General features: G+C 59.6%; 19 protein-coding genes, 3 tRNA genes and 1 pseudogene. 17 read left to right on the top strand and 6 right to left on the bottom strand.

The features are described 5' to 3' along the window. Positions 1–3: 3 nt before the first annotated feature. The 6 genes from BLU11_RS04695 to BLU11_RS04670 all read right to left on the bottom strand — a co-directional run bounded on the left by BLU11_RS04695 (position 4) and on the right by BLU11_RS04670 (position 3,602). Positions 4–372, bottom strand: a complete 369-nt coding sequence (locus tag BLU11_RS04695) for a GFA family protein (protein WP_090272274.1) — start codon at positions 370–372, stop codon at positions 4–6. A gap of 297 nt (positions 373–669) precedes the next feature. Then, positions 670–745, bottom strand: a tRNA-Ala gene (locus BLU11_RS04690). A 39-nt stretch (positions 746–784) separates the two neighbouring features. Then, positions 785–860, bottom strand: a tRNA-Glu gene (locus BLU11_RS04685). Positions 861–967: 107 nt separating this feature from the next. Then, positions 968–1,043 (bottom strand) — tRNA-Ala (locus tag BLU11_RS04680). Between the two features lie 92 nt (positions 1,044–1,135). Then, complete coding sequence (gene gltX, locus BLU11_RS04675) at positions 1,136–2,623, bottom strand: glutamate--tRNA ligase (protein ID WP_090272273.1); 1,488 nt, start codon at positions 2,621–2,623, stop codon at positions 1,136–1,138. Between the two features lie 49 nt (positions 2,624–2,672). Beyond that, positions 2,673–3,602 (bottom strand): LysR family transcriptional regulator, encoded by a 930-nt coding sequence (locus BLU11_RS04670; protein ID WP_090272272.1) that lies wholly within the window; start codon positions 3,600–3,602, stop codon positions 2,673–2,675. A gap of 103 nt (positions 3,603–3,705) precedes the next feature. Between BLU11_RS04670 and BLU11_RS04665 the strand changes: the two genes are divergently transcribed. From BLU11_RS04665 to tssJ, 17 genes and pseudogenes are all read left to right on the top strand, one after another. Next, complete coding sequence (locus BLU11_RS04665) at positions 3,706–4,737, top strand: HlyD family secretion protein (protein ID WP_090272271.1); 1,032 nt, start codon at positions 3,706–3,708, stop codon at positions 4,735–4,737. Next, positions 4,730–6,271, top strand: a complete 1,542-nt coding sequence (locus tag BLU11_RS04660; protein ID WP_231702271.1) for a DHA2 family efflux MFS transporter permease subunit — start codon at positions 4,730–4,732, stop codon at positions 6,269–6,271. Before BLU11_RS04665 ends, BLU11_RS04660 begins: the two co-directional genes overlap by 8 nt. Before the next feature lie 71 nt (positions 6,272–6,342). Continuing rightward, positions 6,343–7,626: an NAD(P)/FAD-dependent oxidoreductase gene (locus BLU11_RS04655; RefSeq protein WP_090272270.1), complete on the top strand. Its 1,284-nt coding sequence runs from the start codon at positions 6,343–6,345 to the stop codon at positions 7,624–7,626. Between the two features lie 96 nt (positions 7,627–7,722). Then, positions 7,723–8,127 carry a PA2779 family protein gene (locus tag BLU11_RS04650; RefSeq protein WP_090272269.1) on the top strand — a complete coding sequence of 135 codons (405 nt, stop codon included), beginning with the start codon at positions 7,723–7,725 and terminating at the stop codon, positions 8,125–8,127. A 78-nt stretch (positions 8,128–8,205) separates the two neighbouring features. Next, a complete protein-coding gene (locus BLU11_RS04645; protein WP_090272268.1) occupies positions 8,206–9,057 on the top strand; it encodes a PA2778 family cysteine peptidase in 852 nt (283 codons plus the stop codon). A 415-nt stretch (positions 9,058–9,472) separates the two neighbouring features. Then, on the top strand, positions 9,473–11,047 hold the full coding sequence (gene tssA, locus BLU11_RS04640) for a type VI secretion system protein TssA (RefSeq protein ID WP_090272267.1): 1,575 nt from the start codon (positions 9,473–9,475) through the stop codon (positions 11,045–11,047). Between the two features lie 18 nt (positions 11,048–11,065). Then, positions 11,066–11,572 carry a type VI secretion system contractile sheath small subunit gene (gene tssB / locus BLU11_RS04635; RefSeq protein WP_090272266.1) on the top strand — a complete coding sequence of 169 codons (507 nt, stop codon included), beginning with the start codon at positions 11,066–11,068 and terminating at the stop codon, positions 11,570–11,572. An 18-nt stretch (positions 11,573–11,590) separates the two neighbouring features. Continuing rightward, positions 11,591–13,069: a type VI secretion system contractile sheath large subunit gene (tssC, locus tag BLU11_RS04630; RefSeq protein WP_090272265.1), complete on the top strand. Its 1,479-nt coding sequence runs from the start codon at positions 11,591–11,593 to the stop codon at positions 13,067–13,069. Between the two features lie 6 nt (positions 13,070–13,075). Beyond that, on the top strand, positions 13,076–13,480 hold the full coding sequence (gene tssE, locus BLU11_RS04625) for a type VI secretion system baseplate subunit TssE (RefSeq protein ID WP_090272264.1): 405 nt from the start codon (positions 13,076–13,078) through the stop codon (positions 13,478–13,480). A 9-nt stretch (positions 13,481–13,489) separates the two neighbouring features. Next, positions 13,490–13,759 (top strand): annotated as a pseudogene (locus BLU11_RS04620) (PAAR domain-containing protein); the annotation flags it as partial. 40 nt (positions 13,760–13,799) lie between these two features. Then, complete coding sequence (gene tssF, locus BLU11_RS04615) at positions 13,800–15,590, top strand: type VI secretion system baseplate subunit TssF (RefSeq protein WP_090272262.1); 1,791 nt, start codon at positions 13,800–13,802, stop codon at positions 15,588–15,590. Next, a complete protein-coding gene (gene tssG / locus BLU11_RS04610; protein WP_090272261.1) occupies positions 15,554–16,561 on the top strand; it encodes a type VI secretion system baseplate subunit TssG in 1,008 nt (335 codons plus the stop codon). Before tssF ends, tssG begins: the two co-directional genes overlap by 37 nt. A gap of 10 nt (positions 16,562–16,571) precedes the next feature. Further along, the gene (tssH, locus tag BLU11_RS04605; RefSeq protein WP_090272260.1) at positions 16,572–19,184 is read left to right on the top strand and encodes a type VI secretion system ATPase TssH; all 2,613 of its coding nucleotides are present in this window, start codon (positions 16,572–16,574) and stop codon (positions 19,182–19,184) included. Positions 19,185–19,194: 10 nt separating this feature from the next. Next, positions 19,195–20,727, top strand: a complete 1,533-nt coding sequence (locus tag BLU11_RS04600; RefSeq protein ID WP_090272259.1) for a sigma-54 interaction domain-containing protein — start codon at positions 19,195–19,197, stop codon at positions 20,725–20,727. Between the two features lie 45 nt (positions 20,728–20,772). Further along, on the top strand, positions 20,773–20,946 hold the full coding sequence (locus BLU11_RS04595) for a type VI secretion protein (RefSeq protein ID WP_407920225.1): 174 nt from the start codon (positions 20,773–20,775) through the stop codon (positions 20,944–20,946). Positions 20,947–20,964: 18 nt separating this feature from the next. Further along, positions 20,965–22,152, top strand: coding sequence for a type VI secretion system-associated FHA domain protein TagH (gene tagH, locus BLU11_RS04590; RefSeq protein WP_090272258.1), 1,188 nt, complete (start codon positions 20,965–20,967; stop codon positions 22,150–22,152). Between the two features lie 5 nt (positions 22,153–22,157). Then, a complete protein-coding gene (gene tssJ, locus BLU11_RS04585) occupies positions 22,158–22,625 on the top strand; it encodes a type VI secretion system lipoprotein TssJ (RefSeq protein WP_090272257.1) in 468 nt (155 codons plus the stop codon). The last annotated feature ends 2 nt before the right edge of the window (positions 22,626–22,627 follow it).

Raw genomic sequence — 22,627 nt, 5'->3', positions numbered from 1 at the left:
CAATCAGTTATCCCGCTCATAGCGCTCGGTAAGCGGGAAATCTGGCAGCCAGGCCTCGCGCCGGATGGTCCATAACTCGTAGGTCGGTTTGAGCTGGTCGGGGGTATCCAGCGAGCCCAGATTCACTTCTATTTCATCTGCGGTGCGCGAGAAGACAGACGAGCCACAGCGGGGGCAGAAATAGCGGCCTTGGTACTCGCGCGTTTCGCCGGTGACGGTGACGGCGTCCCGGGCAAAGATGGCGGAGCTGTGGAAGAGCGCGCCGTGGTGCTTGCGGCAATCGAGGCAGTGGCAGATGCCGACGCGGTCTGGTTGGCCGGTTGCGGTGAGGCGCACGTTGCCGCAGAGGCAACTGCCGGTGAACTGGGTCATGTTGCGTCCTCCAGGGTGGGTTCGTTGCGGAGCCAATGGCAAGCGTCTTGCGACCAGGCCTATGGAGCTCCGCCAGCCCCTTAAGCAAACATCCTTTGGGATAGAAAAGGCAATATTTTTGCGGCGTTTGCCGACCAGTGTTATCTGTGAGCAAGGCGAGCTTGATTGAGGAATGGGGCGCTCTGCAGACCCATCGAGCCGGAGCGACCCTCCTACATGAAGCATTGCGAAGCTGCGGAGGTTTGAAAAATTACAGGCAAAAAAAAGGGCCGACAACAAGTGTCGGCCCTTGAAAAATGGTGGAGCTATGCGGGATCGAACCGCAGACCTCCTGCATGCCATGCAGGCGCTCTCCCAGCTGAGCTATAGCCCCGTGGTCTTTCGACCCCGACACCGGAGTGTCGGTAAATAATGGCGTCCCCTAGGGGACTCGAACCCCTGTTACCGCCGTGAAAGGGCGGTGTCCTAGGCCACTAGACGAAGGGGACGCAAACCCTTCTCGAAACGACAATTCTATCGTTTCATCACCTGATATGCACGATGTGCATATCGGCTAGTGTAAAACAGGTCATCGCAAAGCAATGACCAAAGAAATTGGTGGAGCTATGCGGGATCGAACCGCAGACCTCCTGCATGCCATGCAGGCGCTCTCCCAGCTGAGCTATAGCCCCGTCTTCTGGACGGGGCGCATATTAGGTCTATCACCAAAAACTGTCAACAAATAATTTAAGAAAACAGCGACTTAAGGCGAATCAGCGCGAAATCACTGGGCGCTGGCGAAATCCGCTAACAGCTTCTCCCAAGCCTTCACTTCCTTCTTCGACGCTCCACCCAGCAATTCCAGCGCCTGGCGCAGGCGGAAGCGGGTCAGGTCCGGCCCCAGGTGTGCCATGGCGTCGAGTACCGAGACCGAGCTGGCCTGGCCGGTGATGGCCACAAACAGCAGCGGCATGAGGTCACGCAACTTGAGCTGCACGCCTTCAGCAACTTGCTGGATGTTGGCGGTGATGCCGTCCTTGTCCCACTGGCGCAGCGCTTCCAGCTTCCACAACAGCAGCTGTATTACCTGGCGCACTTCGTCCTGGGACAGTTTCTTGTGCGCGAACTGGGCCGGGTCGAGGTCCAGCTTGCCGGTCATGAAGAAGCCCGCCAGCGGGATCAGCTCACTGAAGGTTTCGACGCGGCTCTGCACCAGCGGCACCAGAGGGCGCAGATAGTCGCTGTTGAGAGCCCATTTCTGCACCGCCTCGACAAACTCCCGCTCGGGCAGATCACGAATCCACTGTCCGTTCAGCCAAGCGAGCTTTTCCACGTCGAAGATCGGGCCGCCGAGGGATACCCGTTGAATGTCGAAATGCTCGACCATCTCGTCCAGCGAGAACTTCTCGCGCTCGTCCGGCATGGACCAGCCCATGCGGCCCAGGTAGTTGAGCAGTGCCTGGGGTAGATAGCCCATGCGCTGGTAGAAGATGATGCTGGTAGGGTTCTTGCGCTTGGACAGCTTGCTTTTGTCCGGGTTGCGCAGCAGTGGCATGTGGCACAGCTGCGGCATGTCCCAGCCGAAGTACTGGTACAGCAGGATGTGCTTGGGCGCGGAGTTGATCCACTCTTCACCGCGCAGCACGTGGGTGATCTGCATCAAGTGGTCGTCGACCACGTTGGCCAGGTGGTAGGTGGGCAGCCCGTCGGCCTTCATCAGCACCTGCATGTCGACCTGCTCCCACGGAATCTCGATCTCGCCACGCAGCATATCCTGCACCTTGCAGATGCCGCTCGCGGGCACCTTCATGCGCACCACGTGGGGTTCGCCGGCGGCAACGCGCTTAGTCACTTCCTGCTCGGACAGGTGCAGACAATGCCCGTCATAGCCGGGGGTCTGCTTGTTGGCCATCTGTTCGGCGCGCAGCGCATCGAGGCGTTCGGAACTGCAGAAGCAGCGGAATGCGTGCCCCTTGGCAATCAACTGCTCGCTGTGCTCATGGTAGATGGCGCTGCGCTCGCTCTGGCGGTACGGACCGTGGGCGCCGCCCACGTCCGGGCCCTCGTCCCACTCCAGCCCCAGCCAGCGCAGCGAGTCGAGGATCTGCTGTTCCGACTCGGCACTGGAGCGCACCTGGTCGGTGTCCTCGATGCGCAGTACGAACTGACCACCATGCTGGCGGGCGAAGCACTGGTTGAACAGGGCGATGTAGGCGGTGCCTACGTGGGGATCTCCGGTGGGGGACGGAGCAATACGGGTACGCACAGTCATGGAATATCTCAGTTACAGCGGCCGCGGCGGGCCGGGTGAATCGTGACAGTCAGGTTGACGGCAATTTTACCAGCGGATCATCCTCCTCCTCCAGCCCGACATCCAGACGTAGGCGCAGCTGCTCAATCAGATAGTCGATGAACGCCTTGACCTTCATCGCCTGAAAGCGCCTGGAGGGATAGAGCGCATACAGCTCGGTGGATGGCAGCACGCAGTGTTCCAGCACCCGGCACAAGACGCCCTGCTCGACCAGAGGTTCGGCAATGAAGGCCGGTACATTGATGATGCCCGCACCGGACACGGCGGCTTCACGGGCAAAAGTGATGTTGTTGGCGGTCAATACCGGATTGACCATCACGCTTACCGATGGCTGCAGGAAATGCCATTTGCGCCCGTCCTCCGTCAGGGTGTGAATGCAGCGATGCTGAATCAGATCTTCCGGTTTCTCCGGTGTGCCGTATTCTGCCAGATACGCCGGGCTGGCAAACAGCTGCCGCGGGCTGGACATCATGGGCCGCGCCACAAGGCTCGAATCCTGCGGCCGCCCCCGATGGATGACGATATCCACGCCCTCTTCCACCGGGTCGACCATCCGCGTGGTCAGCTCCACCTCGACCTGAATCGCCGGGTATCGGCACATGAAGTCACCGATCACACCGCCGAGAAACAGCTGCCCGAATTCGATCGGCGAACTGACGCGCAACAACCCGGTAGGCTCGCTTTGCAGCTGCATGATAGCTTCTTCGGCTTCAGCGAACTCCTGCATGATCTGCCGACAGCGCTCGTAATAGGCCTGGCCCACCTCGGTGAGACGCAGCTTGCGTGTGGTACGGTTAAGCAGACGTACACCCAGACGCTCTTCCAACTGAGCAATGCGGCGGCTGACGGTAGATTTCTGCATGCTCAACGTCAGCGCAGCACTGGTAAAACTGTGGCATTCCACAACCCGGGTAAAAATCAGAGCGTCGTCCAATCCCATTGGCACTGTTCCTGTTATGCAACAAAGTTTCCAGATTCTAGCTCCATAAGGCAGGTACGGAACAGTGGTAGAGTGATGACCATAATAATCAAGGGGTTCCTGCATGCCGTCCCGGGTCCGTAATCGCCTGTTCATCTTCTTTCTTCTGGTAGCTGTTGCCGCTGCCGCCTTCGGTGCCAATTGGTGGTTTATCAGCCGTCATTATGAACAGACTGATAATGCCTACGTGCATGGCGATATCACTCGCGTCAGCAGTCAGCTGGCAGCACAGGTAGTCGAGGTATTGGTAACCGATAACCAGACCGCCGAAACCGGTGACCTGCTGGTACGCCTGGATGACCGGGACTTTACCACCGCACTGGCGCAGGCCCGCGCCAATCTCGCCACTCGCGAAGCCGAGCGATTGCAGGCCCGCGCCCAGTTGGTGCGCCAGGACAGTCTGATCGAGACGGCCCGTGCTGCGGTCGAGGCGCGCAAGGCCGAGCAACGTCGGATCGAGTTGGACATCAAGCGGATTCTGCCCCTGCGCCAGTCTGGTTACGCTTCGGAAGAACAGGTGAGCAATTTCCGCGCTCAGCTGGATGTCGCCAAAGCCCAGGTCCGGGGAGCTGAAGCCGAGCTGCAGACCCAGGTACTCACCAAGGACACCCTCGGCGCTGATATCGAGCGCCTGGCGGCCTTGGTTCAGGCCGCAGAAAGCGACGTGAGCAAGGCCGACCTGGATATCTCCCGCACCGAAATCCGCGCTCCGGTCTCCGGCCGCATCGGCCAGCGCAGCGTGCGTATCGGCCTCAATGTGCAGCCGGGCAATCACCTGCTGGCCATAGTGCCGGACAAGGGGCTGTGGGTGCAGGCCAACTTCAAGGAAACCCAGATCCGGCGCATGCACAAGGATCAGCCAGCAACGCTGGTTTTCGATGCGTTCGGCGATCAGGACGTACCAGGCCGTATCGACAGTCTGTTTCCCGCGTCGGGAGCGCAGTTCAGCCTGCTGCCACCCGACAACGCCACAGGCAACTTCACCAAGGTGGTGCAGCGGATTCCGGTCAAGATCACCATTGACGGTGATCACCCCCTGAGCCGCATGGTGCGCCCGGGCATGTCGGTCAGCGTCAAGGTCGACCTGCGTGACTGAACCGGTGCAATCGCAGTTCATTCCACCACCGAGCCGCCGCGACTGGATTGCCATTTTCAGTGCCATTCTCGGGGCCTTCATGGCGATTCTGGATATCCAGATCATCAACTCGTCGTTGAAGGACATCCAGGGCGCACTCGGCGCCACCCTCGAGGAAGGCTCGTGGATCTCCACCTCCTACCTGGTCGCGGAGATCATCATCATTCCGCTGGCAGCCTGGTTGGCCATGATCATGTCACCACGGCGCTTCGCCGTGACCATATCAGCTTTGTTCGTAGTTGCCTCGCTGCTCTGCTCTATGGCCTGGAGCCTGGAGAGCATGGTGCTCTTTCGCGTGCTGCAGGGGCTTGCCGGCGGCGCACTGATCCCCTTTGCCTTCTCGCTGATACTGACCAAACTGCCCCTGGACAGCCGTCCCAAGGGCATGGCGATGTTCGCCATCTGCGCCACCTTTGCTCCCTCCATCGGCCCAACCATCGGTGGTTGGCTGACCGAGAACTACGGCTGGGAGTACATCTTCTATATCAATATCATTCCCGGCATCTTCATGATAATGGGACTGCTGTACGGGCTGGACAAGAGCGAGCCGCGCTGGGAGCTGCTGAAAAAGGGTGATTATGCCGGCATTCTGAGTATGGCGATCGGGCTCGGCTGTCTGCAGATATTCCTTGAGGAAGGGCACCGGGAAGACTGGTTCGAGTCGGGCCACATGGTGCTGCTCGCGGTGATTGCCTTCGTCAGTCTGATCACCTTCGTCATCCTGCAGCTGTCCCGTGACAACTACCTGCTCAACCTGCGCCTGCTGACACAGCGCAACTTTCTGCTCGGAAGCCTGGCCAATATCGGATTGGGGGTGGGGCTATATGGCACGGTCTTCGTTCTTCCGGTCTACCTGGCACAGGTCCAGGGATACAATGCCCTGCAGATCGGACAGGTGATCATGTGGATGGGGCTGCCGCAGTTATTGCTGATCCCGCTGGTGCCGATACTGATGCGTTTTGTCGACCCACGACTGATTTGTGCCGCTGGCTTTCTGCTGTTTGGTCTTGGCAGTTTTCTCAGCGGGTCACTGAATCCGGATTTCGCCGGGGATCAGTTCATTTTCATCCAGATCATCCGCGCCTGCGGGCAACCGATGATTCTGGTGCCGCTGTCGATCCTTGCCACCGCGATGATTCCTCCCTCCGAAGCCGGCTCGGCATCCAGTCTGTACAACATCCTGCGCAACCTCGGCGGCGCCATCGGTATTGCTGTGCTGGCCACGGTGCTGGACAGTCGAGCGGCATACTACTTCGACATACTCCGCAGCTACGTCACTGCCGGCAGTTACGCCGCGACGGACCGCCTGGCCCTGCTCGGGGAACAGCTCGGCAGTCCGGAGGCCGCCCTGCGCCTGCTGGACCAGCAGGTCCGCGAACAGGCCCAGATCATGGCCTATAACGATGCATTCCATTTCATCGGCATCATGCTGGCGTGTTCGATGGCCTGCATTCTGTTGACCAGAGCACTGCCCAGGGCACCGGCAAAGCCCTGACCAGCTGGCGTTCTCCAATACGGCCCGGTAGCATGCAAAAACCGTAATAAATATCAAACAAGGTGCGCAGAATGAAGCACACGCCCCACCCCGACTCCTATTACGCCGCCTCCGCCAACGCCTCGCCCGAGCGTCCCGCCCTGGTCGGCGTCCATGAAACCGACGTATGCGTGATCGGTGCCGGCTATACCGGCATCTCCACTGCCCTGTTTCTGCTGGAACACGGATTCCGGGTGACTGTGCTGGAAGCTGCCAGGGTCGGTTTCGGCGCGTCCGGGCGCAACGGGGGGCAGATCGTCAACAGTTACAGCCGCGATCTGGATGTCATTGAAAAACAGGTGGGCCCGAAGCAGGCCCGCCTGCTGGGCGAAATGGCCTTCGAGGGTGGGCGCATCATCCGTGACCGGGTCCAGCGTTATGGCATCCACTGCGACCTGAAGGATGGCGGTGTATTTGCGGCAGTCAACTCCAGGCAACTCGACCACCTGGAACAACAGAAGAAGCTCTGGGAGCGTTACGGCCACGATCAACTCGAACTGCTCGATGAGCAGGCAATCCGCGGCGTGGTCGATACCCAACGGTATGTCGGTGGCATGCTGGACAGGAGCGGTGGCCATATCCATCCACTCAATCTGGTGCTCGGCGAAGCGGCTGCTGTGGAATCCCTTGGCGGCGTGATCCATGAGCAGTCGGCCGTAATACGGGTCCAGCAAGGTGCAGCGCCCGTGGTGCATACCGAACATGGCCGGGTCACTGCACGCTTTGTCGTGGTGGCGGGCAATGCCTATCTGGGTGATCTGCTACCCGCGCTGTCCGCCAAATCCATGCCTTGCGGCACCCAGGTGGTGGCTACCGAGCCGCTGCCACCCGATCTGGCTCACTCACTGTTACCGCAGGATTACTGTGTCGAAGACTGCAATTATCTGCTGGATTACTATCGCCTGTCGGCCGACAAGCGCCTGATCTTCGGCGGAGGCGTGGTTTATGGTGCGCGTGATCCGGCGAATATCGAGAGCATGATTCGACCGAATCTGCTACGCGCATTCCCGCAGTTGAACGAGGTGAAAATTGATTACGCCTGGACCGGCAATTTCCTACTGACCTTGTCGCGCCTGCCGCAGGTGGGCAGGCTTGGCTCCAATATTTTCTATTCCCAAGGCTGCAGCGGCCATGGTGTGACCTACACCCATGTGGCCGGTAAGGTGCTGGCCGAAGCCATCCGTGGCCAGGCGGAACGCTTCGACGCCTTCGCCGCTCTGCCGCACTACCCCTTCCCCGGTGGTCGTCTGTTTCGCGTGCCCTTTACCGCCATGGGCGCCTGGTATTATCAATTTCGCGATCGACTCGGCTGGTAACAACCGGAACCGCAAGGGCGTTGTGCGGTCACAGGAGATGTTGCAAGGGTTGACCCAAAAAACGAACGCAAGAAGCTAACCCAGGAGTTGTCCCCCATGAAGCAAACTTCCGTCACTCGCCGCTATCTGGCCATCGTCATGGCCACGTTATTCATGCTCACCAGCATGGCCAGCATCCATGCCCAAGCCTCCATGGTCGGCACACACGAAGTGATCGCCTCTGAACAACTCAGTGTCGATCGCGATCAGCTCAAATCGATGTTGGACGACGAGGCCGTACAGGACAAGCTTGCCAGCATGGGCGTTTCTCCCGAACAGGTTGAGCAACGCATCAACAGCCTGACCGCTGACGAGCTGGCTCATTTCAATGCCCAGCTGGATGAAGCACCCGCTGGTGCCGGTGTGCTTGGGGTGATCGTATTGTTTCTGGTGATCTTCATCATCACCGACATGCTCTGCGCCACCAATGTCTTCAAATTCGTCAACTGCATCAACCGCTAACCGGTGCGGTTTCCGTTCCGTATTGCCGCCCTGCTCGGACTGACAGTTCTCCTGTCAGCCTGCGCCGGGCGCGCACCCATGGTGCCTGATGCAGCCACCCTTTCCCAGTTTCCCGACAGGGTCATGCTCGACAACGTACCCTTCCATGCCCAGGACGCCTATCAATGTGGCCCCGCCTCCCTGGCAATGGTGCTGAATCACCGCGACATTGCGGCCACACCCGATGAGCTGAAGGACCGCGTCTACCTGCCCGAGCGCAATGGTACCTTGCAGATTGAAATGATATCCGCCGCCCGTGAGCGGGATCTGCTGGTATATCCGCTGGAAAAGAAACTCGAGGCTATTCTGAGCGAATTGAACGCGGGAAACCCGGTGCTGGTGATGCAGAATCTGGCGTTCGACTGGTATCCACAATGGCACTACGCCGTGGTGATTGGCTATGACCTTACCGCCGAACAGATGATAGTGCACAGTGGCCTGAACTCTGCTCAGAAAGAACCATTCAAGGTCTTCCTGCGCACCTGGGAAAGAGCCGACCGATGGGCGAGGGTCATGCTCCCACCGGGCCAGCTACCTGCCACCGTCAAACCACTGAGCTATCTGAAAGCCGCCAGCGACCTGGAACAGACCGGACGTTTGCAAAGCGCCTTGCGCTCCTATGAGCGTGCGACAACTGAATGGCCAGAGCAACCGACAGCCCGCCTGGGATTGGGCAACACCCGCTGGGCACTCAACGACAAACACGCGGCTGTGGAGCAATTCCAGCGCCTGGTGAATGACTTTCCTGAATTCCAGCCAGGCTGGAACAATCTGGCTACCGGACTGGAAGATCTCGGGTGTCCTGCTCAGGCGGCAATGGCCAGAGAATGCAGCGAGTCAGCCAGCAAGCCCGCTTCCTGCACAAAACTGGAGTGCGAAACAAGCAATTAACATACAACTTGTGACGCACTTCACTATAAATAAAACAATTACGAAGCCCCCCCACACCCCCTAGCCATAGCATATAAACAACCAACCACTTTCATATATAACACTCAATAACCCATTCGCATTAAACATCCAGAAAACAGAACAGCATCACCCTGCCGCAACTCGCATACAGCTGTCTACGCTGCGCACCTCATAGCTATTGCCATACGACACTAATTTCTCATAAAGCAACTCAGTTCACATTATTCGCCTTGAATAGCAACCCTCTCATCACTAGCATACGAGCCGTCTTCAACTGAATTGCGCAACTTGCTGCACAATTGAAGTGCGCAACTTCCTGCGCAGATTCATATTTGCCAGGCCCACTTCACCGGGTAATGAAAGAATTCATCTTTTATCAAGGACTGATGTAAACATGCTTGATCAATATTACATCGATCTGTTTGAATTACCGGTTGAAGAACATAACTTCGCAGGTGAAGACACCCGCTATACTCCCGAATTCGAAGCCCTGGAAGAAGAACTGGCCAAGGACACCTCGGTTCATCGCACCACCGGAACCGACTGGTCGATCATTCGCGAGGGTGCAGAGTTACTGCTGCAAACACAGTCCAAGGATCTGCGGGTCACCTGCTGGCTGGTCTGGAGTCTGTACCATACCGAGAGCTTCGCCGGCCTGGCCGCCGGACTTGGCATGCTGCGTCACGCATGCACTCAGCATTGGCAGGAACTGCATCCATCCAGAATCCGCACCCGCTCAGCGGCTATCGACTGGCTTTGCAGCCGGCTCGAGCAGGTGCTGGGAGAACAGGCTCCCGATGCCGAGCAGTTGCCCGCCTTCAATACTATCGCTTCCCACCTGCGCGTACTCGATAGTCTGTTTGCAAAACATCTGAATGAAGCAGCGCCACAGCTCATGCCACTGTACCGGCGCATAGATGAACTGGCCAAACGCGCCGAGGCGGCTCCACAGGCCGAACCCACAGCGCCGGTGCCATCGACGCCGAGCGCCAGTCGACCGGCACCATCTGCGACAACCGAAGCCCCAGGGTCAGTCGACGCCCCCATCGTCGATAACCGTGATGCCCATCGCAGCTTGCGCGCATTACAGGATCGGACTCGTCCGCTGACCGCCTGGTGGTTACACCAGCATCCCGGAGACGCCCGCGCGATCCGACTGGCACGCACTTTATTATGGTTACCGATAGGCAGCCTGCCTGAACATGACGCCGAGCAGATCACCGGTCTGCGCAACCTGCCGGCCGACCGGCTGAAAGCGTATCAGGAGCGTTTCAATCAGGGTCAATACACGTCACTACTGGTTGAGGTTGAAGCCAGTCTCAACCGCGCGCCCTTCTGGCTGAGCGGGCAGCATCTGGCCTGGCGCTGCCTTGAGGCACTGGACGCCCAACCCGCCATGCAGGAGCTCGAATCCCAGCTTCGTCATCTGCTGGCGCGTCTGCCGGGCCTGGATGAATTGCGTTTTCATGATGGCGAACCTTTTGCCGACAGTGATACCCGCCAGTGGCTGGCCGTCCGCGTAATGGCTGCCAGCGTGACCACGCAAACCACCAGCTGCGATACCACAACGCAGACAGCTGCGCCCTGGGATCTTGCATTGCAGGAGGCATTGGCACTGCTGCGTCAGGAGGGCCTGCGTTCAGCCATGCAATTGCTGATGCAAGGCACCCGCCAGAGCCATAGTGAACGTGCACGTTTCTACTGGCAGCTGGCCGAAGCCCGACTGTGTTTCCAGGCTCGCCAGCATGAAATCGCCTACGCCCGGCTCGATGCCCTGCAACAGATGCTTCAGACCTCGGGACTGGAAAAATGGGAACCCACTCTCAATCTGGAAGTACTGCGTCTGTTGTATGCCTGCTGTGAATTGCTACCGCAGAGTCAGCTTGTGCGTGATCGCAGGGAAGAGATCTTCCACCGGCTGTGCCATCTCGATTTCGAGGCGGTACTGAACAAGGCCCTCGGGCCATAAAAGTAGCGGAGAAACAGAATGGCCAAAGAAGGCACAGTAGCACCCAAGGAACGCATCAACGTCACGTTCAAACCCGACACCGACGGCGCTTCGGACGAAATCGAACTGCCCCTGAAGTTGATGGTGCTGGGTGATTTCACCCAGCGCGAGGACGACCGGAATATCGAGGATCGCAAACCCATCGCCATCGACAAGGCTACCTTTGACGAAGTGCTGGCCAAGCAGGAACTGAACCTGACTTTCAACGTGCCCAACCGGTTACAGGACGAGGCGACCCGTGAAGATCTCGCGGTCAACCTGCAGATCAATTCGATGAAGGATTTCAACCCGACCAGTCTGGTAGACCAGGTACCGGAGCTGCGCAAACTGATGGAACTGCGTGATGCCCTGGTCGCATTGAAAGGTCCACTGGGCAACGCCCCGGCATTTCGCAAGGCTATCGAAAGCGTGCTCAGCGATGACGATTCCAGAGAGCGCGTACTCGCCGAACTGGGCCTGGCCCAGCAACAGACACCGGACGCCTGATCACACAAGGACGCAAGCATGAGCACCCAGACAACCGCCATCGCCGCACCCAGCGCCAGCGAAGACGCCAGCATTCTCGACCGCATCATCGCCGAGACCCGTCTCACACCAGACGACGAGGCCTACGGCATCGCCCGTCGTGGCGTGTCCGCCTTCATCGAAGAATTGCTGAAGCCGCAGAATGACAAGGAGCCGGTCAAGAAAGCCATGGTCGATCGAATGATCGCCGAAATCGATGCCAAGCTCAGTCAGCAGATGGATGAGATTCTTCACCACGCCAATTTCCAGGCGCTGGAATCCTCCTGGCGCGGCCTGAAGCTGCTGGTCGACCGCACGGACTTCCGCGAGAACATCAAGTTCGAGATGATCAACGCCTCCAAACAGGACCTGCTCGACGACTTCGAAGACAGCCCGGAAATTGTTCAGTCCGGCCTGTACAAGCACGTCTATACCGCAGAGTACGGTCAGTTCGGTGGTCAGCCTGTCGGCGCCCTGATTGCCAACTATTTCTTTGATCCGAGCTCTCAGGACATCAAGACCCTGCAGCACGTAGCCAGTGTTGCAAGCATGGCCCATGCACCCTTCATCGCTGCCGCCGGCCCGCGCTTCTTCGGCCTGGAAAGCTTCACCGGGTTGCCTGACATCAAGGATCTGAAGGATCACTTCGAAGGTCCGCAGTTTGCCAAGTGGCAGGGCTTCCGCGAACGCGAAGATGCACGTTACGTTGGCCTGACACTGCCGCGTTTCCTGCTGCGTAATCCCTATGACCCCGAAGACAATCCGGTGAAAAGCTTCGTCTACAAGGAAAACGTCGCCAACAGCCACGAGCATTATCTGTGGGGCAATACCGCGTTCACCTTCGCCACCCGGCTGACCGAGAGTTTCGCCAAGTTCCGCTGGTGCCCGAACATCATCGGGCCGCAGAGCGGTGGTGCGGTCGATGACCTGCCGCTGCACCACTTCGAAAGCATGGGTGAAATCGAGACCAAGATCCCCACCGAAGTGCTGGTCTCGGACCGCCGCGAGTACGAGCTGGCCGACGAGGGCTTCATCGCGCTGACCATGCGCAAAGGCAGCGACAATGCTGCCTTCTTCTCTGCCAACTCGACACAGAAAGCCAAATTTTTCGGCAACTCCGAGGAAGGCAAGACAGCCGAACTGAACCACCGTCTCGGCACACAGCTGCCCTACATGTTCATCGTCAACCGCCTGGCGCATTACCTGAAGGTATTGCAGCGCGAGCAGATCGGCTCCTGGAAGGAGCGTACCGACCTGGAGCTGGAACTCAACCGCTGGATCCGTCAGTACGTCGCCGACCAGGACAACCCCAACCCGGAGGTACGCGGCCGCCGCCCGCTGCGCGCCGCGCAGATCAACGTTGCCGATGTGGATGGCGAGCCGGGCTGGTATCGGGTCACTCTCAGCGTTCGTCCGCACTTCAAGTACATGGGTGCCGATTTCACCCTGTCGCTGGTGGGCAAGCTGGACAAGGAGTAATCAGTAATGGGCTACGGCAGTCTGTTCGAACGTATTGGCGGTGAGTCTGCACACCGTGTCGGCTGGGGGTTGCAACAGGCAGGGATGGACTCGGTGGCCTGTCACCTGTCCAAAATGCTGAGCACCCGCGCCGGCAGCGTGCTGACCCTGCCCGACTACGGACTGCCCGATCTCAACGACATGCGCCTGTCTCTGCATGATTCATTGCAGCAGGCGCGACTCGCCATCGAACGCTTCATCGAGGTTCATGAGCCTCGCTTGTCCCAGGTGAGGGTCTTGGCCCTGCCCCGGGACCATGATCCGCTGAACCTCGCCTTTGCCATCGAAGGTCGGCTGGAGGTGGAGGGTCTGAAGTGCAATGTGAACTTTTCCGCACGCCTGGATGGCAGCGGCAAGGTACAGGTCGAATAGGAGATATCCATGTCAGGTAAACCCGCCGCCCGTCTGGGCGACCCCACTGTCTGCCCGAAGACGGGCCACGGCAACAACCCCATCGCCGCAGGTTCGGCTGACGTGCTCATTGATGGCATGCCGGCGGCGCGCATGGGCGACCCAACCGCATGCGGTGCCAGTCTGGTTGGCGCTACCAGCGCAACGGTGCTGGTCAATGGCAAGCCCGCCGCGGTGCTGGGCAGTACTGGAAACCACGGCAATACCGTCATCGCGGGATCCGGAACGGTGATCATCGGCTGATGCCGGCCCACCCTTCACCACTACACAGGGATGCATAGTGTCGTTCAACCATTATTACCAGAGTGAACTGTCCGCGTTGCGGCAACTCGGCAAACGCTTTGCCGAGCGCAGCCCCGCGCTTGCACCCTTCCTCGGTCAGAGCGGCAAGGACCCGGATGTCGAACGCCTGCTCGAAGGATTTGCCTTTCTCACCGGACGGCTGCGGCAGAAGCTTGATGACGAGCTGCCGGAGCTGACCCATTCACTGATGCATCTGCTGTGGCCAAACTACATGCGGCCGCTGCCGGCCATGAGCATCCTGCAGTTCGACCCGTTGCGCCATGCCGGTGAGTCGCTGGTGGTGCCGCGCAATACCCCGGTGGAATCCAAGCAAGTGGATGGGGTCAACTGCCGTTTTCGTACCAATTACGCTACCGAAGTACTGCCGCTGGCAATGCATGCGCTGGACTACTCGATCAAGGGCAAAGGCGCCCTGCTGAACCTGCAACTGATGATGACCGCCCCCGGCAGTCTAATCGATGTCAATCTTCGGCAATTGCGGCTGCATTTCGCTGGCGAGCGCTATATCAGCCAGATGCTGCTGCTCGGCCTGGTGCGCAATCTGGAGAGTATCGAGCTGGTGCTGCTCGACCGCGATGGGGCGCCCCTGTCATTGCCCACCGAGGTCTCGCCGCGGATGCTGCACCTGGGCCCGGAGCAGGTGCAGCCAGTGGGTTTTGCGGATGAGGAATCGATGGTGCCCTATCCGCTCAACACCTTCCGCGGCTATCGCTACATCCAGGAGTATTTCGCCTTCCAGGAAAAGTTCCTGTTTGTCGATATCCTCGGACTGAACGTGCTACAACGCCTCCCTGATGCGCTGTTGAAACAAGCCGGGGGCCTGGAGCTGCGTTGCAACATTACCAAGGCCGGGGAACAGCGCATCCGGCCATCGGTAGATAACGTACGGCTGTATTGCACACCTATCGTCAACCTGTTCACACATGATGCGACGCCCATCCGACTGGATGGGCGTCAGGATCATTATCTGCTGCGCCCCGCCGCCTACGGCAATCGCCACTGCGGTGTCTTTTCCATCGACAAGGTGACCGGCTGGAAGCCCAGCGGCCTGGGGTACGAAGAATATGTACCTTTCGAATCCTTCGAGCACGACACCAGCTTCGGCGCCGAAGCAGCTCGCCCGCATTACAGCGTGCGCCAGTATGCCTCTCCGGTGGGCGATGGATTGGAAACCTACCTCAGCTTCGGCCTGTACAGCCAGGAGCATCACGAGACGCTGTCCATCGAGCTGACCTGCACCAATCAGAACCTGCCGCTGAAACTGGCGCTCGGTGATATATGCCGATCCTGTGAAGGCACGCCCGAGTTTCTCGGCTTTCGCAATATCAGCGCAGTGACGCCGTGCCATGCACCACCGCTGAACCGGGACTTTCTGTGGAAACTGATCAGCAACATGTCGCTGAACTACCTGTCATTGTCGAACGTCGAGGCGCTCAAGGTGGTTCTCGAGACCTACGACCTGCCACGCCATACCGATCAACACGCCGCCAAGGTCAGCAAACGCCTGCTCGGCGGATTGAAAGGTATCAGCCATAGCCATGTCGACCGGCTGCATCGCGGCCTGCCGGTCCGGGGCATCCGCACCGAGCTGATCATGGATGCCGATGGCTATCTGGGCGAAGGCGACCTGTTTGTGTTCGCCTCCGTTCTCAACGAATTTTTCGCGCTTTACGCCAGCCTCAACTCCTACCACGAGTTGCGGGTCAAGAGTACCAAGGGAGAGGTTTATCAATGGCCGCCACGGATGGGGCAACAGCCCCTGCTTTGACCCCAATCGCACGTAATATCCGTGAGTACAGCCTGTTTCAAGGCATACAACTGGTGTTGGAGCGACTGCGGCATGCGCATCCTGATCTGGATGATGAGGCGCTGTATGAACGATTGGAATTGCAGGCAAACCCGAGCATGGGCTTTCCCGGCAGCGAGATCGAGTCGGTGCGGTATTTCGAAGAGCATGGTGAGCTGCGCGCGTGCCTGCGCGTGAACCTGGTCAGCCTGTTTGGTGCCGGCTCGCCGTTACCAGCCTTCTACGGCGAACAGGCGTTGGGAGATAGTGCCGATGGCAACCCTACCCGCATGTTCATGGATCTGTTCAACAACCGGTTGCAGCGGCTGCTGCTACCGGTCTGGCAGAAGTACCGTTATCACGCGCGCTTTTCCGCCGGCGCGCGCGACTCGGTGTCTGCACTGCTGTTTTCGCTGATCGGGCTCAGCGGCGACACCATTCGCAATTCGACTGAGCTGAACTGGAAGCGCTTGTTGCCCTATCTGGGGTTGCTCAGCCTGCGCGCGCAGTCGGCAGCGATGATCGAGTCGGTGCTGCGCTATTACTTCAAGCATGAGCAATTGCACATCGAGCAATGCCTGGAGCGCGAGGTGGAGATTCCCGACGAGCAACGCTGCCAGCTGGGTCTGGGCAACAGCATGCTCGGTGAAAACCTGGTGCTCGGCGAGCGTGTGCGTGATCGCGGCGGCAAGTTTCGCATTCATATTCTCAATCTTGACTGGGCGCGTTTTCACGACTTTCTGCCGCCGGGCTGTGACAACCAGCCGTTGCGTGTACTGATTCGTTTCGTGTTGCGTACCCCTCTGGACTACGACGTCCGCCTGCACCTGCAGCCGAACGAAATTCATGAGCTGCGCCTGGGTGCGGGTAATGCCTGCCGTCTGGGCTGGACCAGCTGGCTTGGCTGTGAACACGCCGACGGCATGGTGACCCTTGGCAGTTGCGCTCCCTGAGGAATAAATGATGATCAATGTAGATTTGCAACAACTGGTACAGGCCCTTGATGCCGATAGCCGTCGGGATCTGGAAGCGGCTGCCGAACGCTGCGTCAGCCGCGGCGGTTCCAAGGTGTTGATTGAGGATCTGCTCGACGGCCTGTTGAACCGCGCCGACAGCCTGCTGGTACGTGCGCTGCAGGACGCAGGTGGCAGCGCCGATGAGCTTGCCGCCGTGCTGCATCCGCGCGCCGAGGCTGCGGAAACCAACAACCCGGTATTCTCCACCGAGTTGGTGCAATGGCTGCAGGATGCGCTGCTGATCGCCTCTCTGGAATTGAATCAGAGTCAGATTGATGCAGCAGCCCTGATCCTCGCGCTGCTGCGCAACCCGCTGCGTTATGCCGGTACCCGCTACATGGCGATTCTCGGCACATTGGATGCGGATCGTCTGTGCGAGTTTGCACGTGCGCAGCAGCTCGCCGCTACCGCTCCGGGAACACCTCGCAGCGACGAGTCCGCGCTGCAGCGTTTCACGCATAACTTCACTCAACAGGCCCGCGACGGCAAGCTCGATCCGGTGCTCTGCCGGGACAATACGATACGCCAGATGATCGATATTCTCGCCCGTCGCCGCAAGAACAACCCCATCGTGGTCGGCGAAGCCGGTGTCGGCAAAACCGCCATTGTCGAAGGCCTGGCCCTGCGCATTGCCCAGGGCGAAGTGCCGGCGGTACTGCAGAACACCGAGCTGCTGTGCCTGGACATGGGTCTGCTGCAAGCCGGCGCCAGCATCAAGGGCGAATTCGAACGCCGCCTGCAAGGGGTAATCGACGAAGTCAAAGTATCTGCCCAGGCCATTATCCTGTTCATCGACGAAGCCCACACATTGATTGGCGCCGGTGGTCAGACCGGCGGTTCGGATGCAGCAAACCTGCTCAAGCCGGCGCTGGCACGAGGCGAACTGCGCACTATCGCCGCCACGACCTGGAGCGAATACAAGAAGTATTTCGAGAAAGATCCGGCGCTGGCCAGACGCTTTCAACCGGTGCATCTGCATGAGCCGACGGTCAATGAGGCGGTCACCATCCTGCGCGGGTTGGCACCAGTCTATGAACAGAGCCACGGCGTCTACCTGCGCGATGATGCTGTGGTGGCAGCTGCGGAGCTATCAGCCCGTTATCTGGCTGGCCGCCAATTGCCGGACAAGGCCGTCGACGTGCTGGACACCGCCTGCGCGCGGGTGCGTATCAACCTTGCTGCCGCTCCCGAGGCCGTTGAACGCCTGCGTCAGGAATTGGCTGAAGGTGAGCGCCAATGCGACGCCATGCGGCGCGATCAGGATGCCGGGCTGGCGATTGATACCGAGACTCTGGATTACCTGGAAAACCGTCTGCTCAGCGCGCGCAGCGAACTGAACGATCTGCAGCAACGCTGGGAAGCCCAGCGTGACCTGGCCGTACGCCTGCTCGGGTTGCGCAGGGCCTGTGCTGACGCCAGGCAGAACGGCGAAACACGTGCGCAGACAGGTGAGCTACCTGAGCCACCCGCCAGCCTCTCCGAACTGGACACCCAACTGCGTGAAACCCAGGCCGAACTCGGTGAAACGCAGGCTGCCGGTGTGCTGGTCAGCCACGAAGTCTGCCCACGCCTGGTCGCCGAAGTCATCAGCCACTGGACCGGCATTCCGCTGACCCAACTGGCCCGTCAGCACAACACCAAGGTAGCGACCTTCAGCGAGGACCTGGGACAGCGTCTGCGCGGTCAGGATCAGGCCATCTACTCACTGAATCGTGCCATACGCTCCGCCGCCGCCGGAATGACTCCCGTGGATGCACCGACCGGTGTGTTCCTGCTGGCGGGGCCGAGCGGCGTCGGCAAGACCGAGACAGCCTTGGCCCTGGCCGACCTGCTGTACGGTGGCGAGCGCTTTCTGACGACCATCAACATGTCCGAGTTTCAGGAAAAGCACAGCGTCTCGCGCCTGATAGGCGCCCCACCCGGTTACGTCGGGTACGGTGAAGGCGGCATGTTGACCGAAGCCGTTCGGCAAAAGCCCTACTCGGTCATTCTGCTCGATGAAGTGGAAAAGGCCGACCCCGATGTACTCAACATCTTCTATCAGATCTTCGACAAGGGCGTCGCCAATGATGGCGAAGGCCGCGAGATCAATTTCCGCAACACGCTGATTCTGCTTACCTCCAATCTGGCTTCGGACACCATAGTAGAACTGTGCCGCAGCGGTGAGCGCCCCACGGCCGAACAGCTGGAAAAAGCCATCCGCCCGGTCCTCAGCCGGCACTTCAAACCGGCCTTGCTGGCACGCATGAATGTGGTGCCTTATTTCCCGGTAGACGGAAAGGTATTGCAGGAGCTGGTCGCGCTCAAACTGGAGCGCTTCGGTCAACGTCTGCTGCGCCGTCATGTGACCTTCAGCCATACGCCGGAACTGGTGGCCCATTTCGCCCACCTCTGTGTAGACAGCGACATGGGTGCGCGTCTGATCGACCAACTGATCGATCGGCATCTGCAGGCCCAGACCGTTGATCGGCTGCTGGAGGCCATGGCCAGTGGCGAAAGCCTGCGTCAGATGCAGGCCACCGTGAATGACGAAGGACGGGTGGTCTGTGACTTCGCTTGAGTCCCCGCCCATGTTCAGCCAGCTGGCGCAGCCGCTACGCTATGCAGAAGCCCTGCTGGAACGCTTCTCCCGACTGGCTGGACTGACCGAGGGTCACAGCCTGCGTCAGGGACTGGTCGAAGCAGCCAGCCTGCTGACCGGCTGCGAACTGAGCCAGCTCTATCTGCTGGACGATACCCATACCCGTCTGACTATGGCTGCCGAATGGCACCAGGGCAGCTGGCAGATTCGGGAAAACGCCAGCCTGCCAAGTGATTATCACCGCGAGCAGCTGTTGCAGTATTGCCTGTGCCAGAACCAGATACTGGCCATCGATGCTCTCGACAGCAACCTGCACGACATCGCTTTTCTGCCGGACAGCCGTCGGCCATGGCGCACCCTGCTGTGCCTGCCGCTGCTCTCCGAGGCTCAGCATGTGGTCGGCGTGCTGCTGGCAGCCAGTATGCAACCCCTGCCGCTGAGTAGTTTCTCCGACTCCCTGCGTCTGCTGGGCAATTTCGTCGTAGCCCAACTCGATCTGCTGCAGCGGGTCAGCACATGTCAGTCGCCAGTATCGGAAGACTCACTCCAGGACAAAGCCTGCCCTTCCGGATATGGCCTGATTGGCGAGAGCGACGTCATGCGCTCGCTGTACCAGTTGATCAGCAAGGTGCTGCACAACCCGGTGAATGTGCTGCTTACCGGCGAGACCGGTACCGGCAAGGAACTGGTGGCCCGGGCAATTCACGATTATGGCTTCCGCCGGACCCGCCCCTTTATCGTCCAGAACTGCGCTTCGCTGCCCGAGAATCTGCTGGAAAGCGAGATGTTCGGCTATCGCAAGGGCGCATTCAGTGGCGCCGACCGAGATCACACCGGGCTGCTGGACGCAGCCGATACCGGCACCCTGTTTCTCGATGAAGTCGGCGACATGCCGCTGGCTCTGCAAGCCAAACTGCTGCGCGTGCTGCAGGAGGGTGAAGTGCGCCCGCTGGGCAGCACCGAAACGCACAGGGTCGATGTGCGCGTCATTGCGGCAACCCACCGTGACCTGAAATCGCTGGTGGAAGCGGGCAGCTTTCGGGAAGATCTTTTCTATCGCTTATCGCACTTCCCTATCGAGCTGCCGCCGCTTCAGGAGCGCGGCCCGGACATTCTGCGGCTGGCCCATCATTTTTCGGCGCAGGCCTGCAGCTTTCTCCAACGCCAGCCCTGCCGCTGGTCACAGGAAGCTGAGTCGCAACTGCTCGGCTACACCTTTCCCGGCAATGTGCGCGAACTCAAGGGCCTGGTTGAGCGCGCCATCCTGCTGTGCGACGGCAATGAATTGCTACCCGAACACTTCTCATTGCATGGCGCTGTCGACACCAACCTGAATCTGCGCGAACGCCTGGAACAGGTCGAGCGCAACCTGCTGATCGAATCGCTGCGGCGCAATCATGGCAACCAGACCAACGCCGCCACCGAGCTGGGGCTACCGCGCCGGACCCTGCTCTACCGCATGCAACGCCTGAACATTTTCCCGGCGGACATCAGATTTCAGGAGAAAGCCGATGTCCGTTGAAGAATGCCGTTTGACCCGCCCGACTTACCCAAGGAGTAGCAACAGATGATGCTCGGATTTTCCTTTTCAACACTCGCTCAACAGTCCCGGCGCCGCCTGGGTAGCCTGGCGCTGCTGACGGCGGCCCTGTGGCTCACCGGCTGCGGTGGCAACTACAAGTTCAGCGACGGTGATTACCGCCCGCTGGGTGACCCCACTGCAACCGAGCGCCGCTCGTAGCGCCAGGAGTAGCTCACCATGGAATTGGTATTCGATGTAATCAGTGCCCCGCAGCAGATGCCAGGTCTGGCCACCAGCAAGACCTTCAAACAGGCGGGCGGCATCATTGGTCGCGCCGATAGCTGCGACTGGGTCATTCCTGACACCCGACGGGTCATTTCCGGCCAACACGCGCGGGTCAGTCATAGCGACGGGCACTTTTATCTGACCGATACCAGTAGCAACGGTATCGAGCTGAAGAGTAGCGGCGCACGGCTTGACAAAGGCGAGCCGCAACGCATCGAACATGGCAACGTCTATTGTTTTGGCGAACTGGAAATCCGCGCACGACTGACCCAGGACCCATCAGTCTTTCTCGATCATGCCAGTGCACCCAGTGCCGGGGGCAACATCATCCCCGACGATGCCTTTCTCGACCTGGACCCTCTCAACGCGCTTGATCAGCAGGAACGGCTGTACAACGAGACCGATGACCTGATGCCCGGCCTGTCACCGAATCGTCAGGCGCAGCAGGACTACGCACGCATCGACATGGAAAGCCTGGCGGTGCCCGAATTGGTTACTCCGACCGTCGCACCTGCGCCCGCGCCGGCACCAGAACCGCAGCGCATGCCGCCGCGCTTCTGGGAGCGCTTCGGCGCCGAGCTGGGCATCGATCTGGAGCAGATGGATGACGAGCAGCGCGAAGCCCTGGCTCTGCGTGTCGCCAAACTGTTGAAGATCAGCGTCGGCAATCTGCAACAGAGCCTGCGCACCCGCAGTGAACTGAAAAGCGAGATGCGTCTGGCGCAGACCACGGTACAGACCGCTGGTAACAATCCGCTCAAGCACAGCAGCGACGCCACGGCGGCACTGACTATTCTGCTGCGCGACAGCGAGCCCGGCCAGTTGCCCGCCGAGCAGGCGGTAAGTCGCGCTTTTCGTGACCTGCAGGCCCATCAGGTGGCGCTGATCTCCGCCAGCCAAGCAGCGGTCAAGGGCATGCTGGAGCATCTTTCCCCCGAGCAGCTGACGCTGCGCTTCGAACGTGAGAGCAAATCACTCATCAGCACCTCCGGCGGGCGTTGGCGCGCCTACATGCGCCTGTATAACGCACTCGAGGAGAACAATGAGTGGAGTGAACGTCTGTTTGCCAGGGATTTCGCCACTGCCTATGAAGAACAGATACGTCTCATCGCCACCCTCAACAGCGACTTTCAAGGATGATCGACATGCCACGCCATATTGCTTTACTCACTTTCTGCACCCTGCTGGTCCTGACCGGCTGCTCACCCTTTTCCACCACCACCAAGCTGGACCTGACCCTCGAAGGCAGCCCCAGGCTGAACCCAGACATCAACGATCGCCCCTCGCCGATCGTGGTTCGACTGATTGAACTGCGCAATCCCGTGGCGTTTGATAACACCGAGTTCTTCTCTCTCTACCAGCGACCACGGGAAGTCCTTACGCCGGACCTGGTGAGCCAGGAAGAACTGGAGCTGCGCCCCGGCGACAAGCGCAGCTACAAACTGTCAGCCCAACCCGAGAGCCGTTATATCGGCGTATTGGCAGCCTACCGTAACCTGCCCGAGGCCAACTGGCGCTACGTGATTCCACTCAGACAGAAACGCCACAACAAGGTTGAGTTGTATCTCGATGCAAGGGGCATCAGCGCTCCAGCCACCGTCACGGAAGACTGATC

The organism is Halopseudomonas litoralis (genome assembly GCF_900105005.1).
GTDB classification, from domain to species: domain Bacteria; phylum Pseudomonadota; class Gammaproteobacteria; order Pseudomonadales; family Pseudomonadaceae; genus Halopseudomonas; species Halopseudomonas litoralis.
This window is presented reverse-complemented; position numbering and strand designations above follow the sequence as displayed.

Bases quoted from the DNA above. Each gene is read 5' to 3' on its own strand.
- tssC (WP_090272265.1), top strand. From the start codon at position 11,591: ATGAGCACCCAGACAACCGCCATCGCCGCACCCAGCGCCAGCGAAGAC.
- tssG (WP_090272261.1), top strand. From the start codon at position 15,554: ATGGCCGCCACGGATGGGGCAACAGCCCCTGCTTTGACCCCAATCGCA.
- BLU11_RS04695 (WP_090272274.1), bottom strand. From the start codon at position 372: ATGACCCAGTTCACCGGCAGTTGCCTCTGCGGCAACGTGCGCCTCACC.
- tssH (WP_090272260.1), top strand. From the start codon at position 16,572: ATGATCAATGTAGATTTGCAACAACTGGTACAGGCCCTTGATGCCGAT.
- BLU11_RS04645 (WP_090272268.1), top strand. From the start codon at position 8,206: ATGGTGCCTGATGCAGCCACCCTTTCCCAGTTTCCCGACAGGGTCATG.
- BLU11_RS04600 (WP_090272259.1), top strand. From the start codon at position 19,195: ATGTTCAGCCAGCTGGCGCAGCCGCTACGCTATGCAGAAGCCCTGCTG.
- tssB (WP_090272266.1), top strand. From the start codon at position 11,066: ATGGCCAAAGAAGGCACAGTAGCACCCAAGGAACGCATCAACGTCACG.
- gltX (WP_090272273.1), bottom strand. From the start codon at position 2,623: ATGACTGTGCGTACCCGTATTGCTCCGTCCCCCACCGGAGATCCCCAC.
- BLU11_RS04650 (WP_090272269.1), top strand. From the start codon at position 7,723: ATGAAGCAAACTTCCGTCACTCGCCGCTATCTGGCCATCGTCATGGCC.
- BLU11_RS04665 (WP_090272271.1), top strand. From the start codon at position 3,706: ATGCCGTCCCGGGTCCGTAATCGCCTGTTCATCTTCTTTCTTCTGGTA.
- tssA (WP_090272267.1), top strand. From the start codon at position 9,473: ATGCTTGATCAATATTACATCGATCTGTTTGAATTACCGGTTGAAGAA.
- tagH (WP_090272258.1), top strand. From the start codon at position 20,965: ATGGAATTGGTATTCGATGTAATCAGTGCCCCGCAGCAGATGCCAGGT.
- BLU11_RS04595 (WP_407920225.1), top strand. From the start codon at position 20,773: ATGATGCTCGGATTTTCCTTTTCAACACTCGCTCAACAGTCCCGGCGC.
- tssE (WP_090272264.1), top strand. From the start codon at position 13,076: ATGGGCTACGGCAGTCTGTTCGAACGTATTGGCGGTGAGTCTGCACAC.
- tssJ (WP_090272257.1), top strand. From the start codon at position 22,158: ATGCCACGCCATATTGCTTTACTCACTTTCTGCACCCTGCTGGTCCTG.
- BLU11_RS04655 (WP_090272270.1), top strand. From the start codon at position 6,343: ATGAAGCACACGCCCCACCCCGACTCCTATTACGCCGCCTCCGCCAAC.
- BLU11_RS04670 (WP_090272272.1), bottom strand. From the start codon at position 3,602: ATGGGATTGGACGACGCTCTGATTTTTACCCGGGTTGTGGAATGCCAC.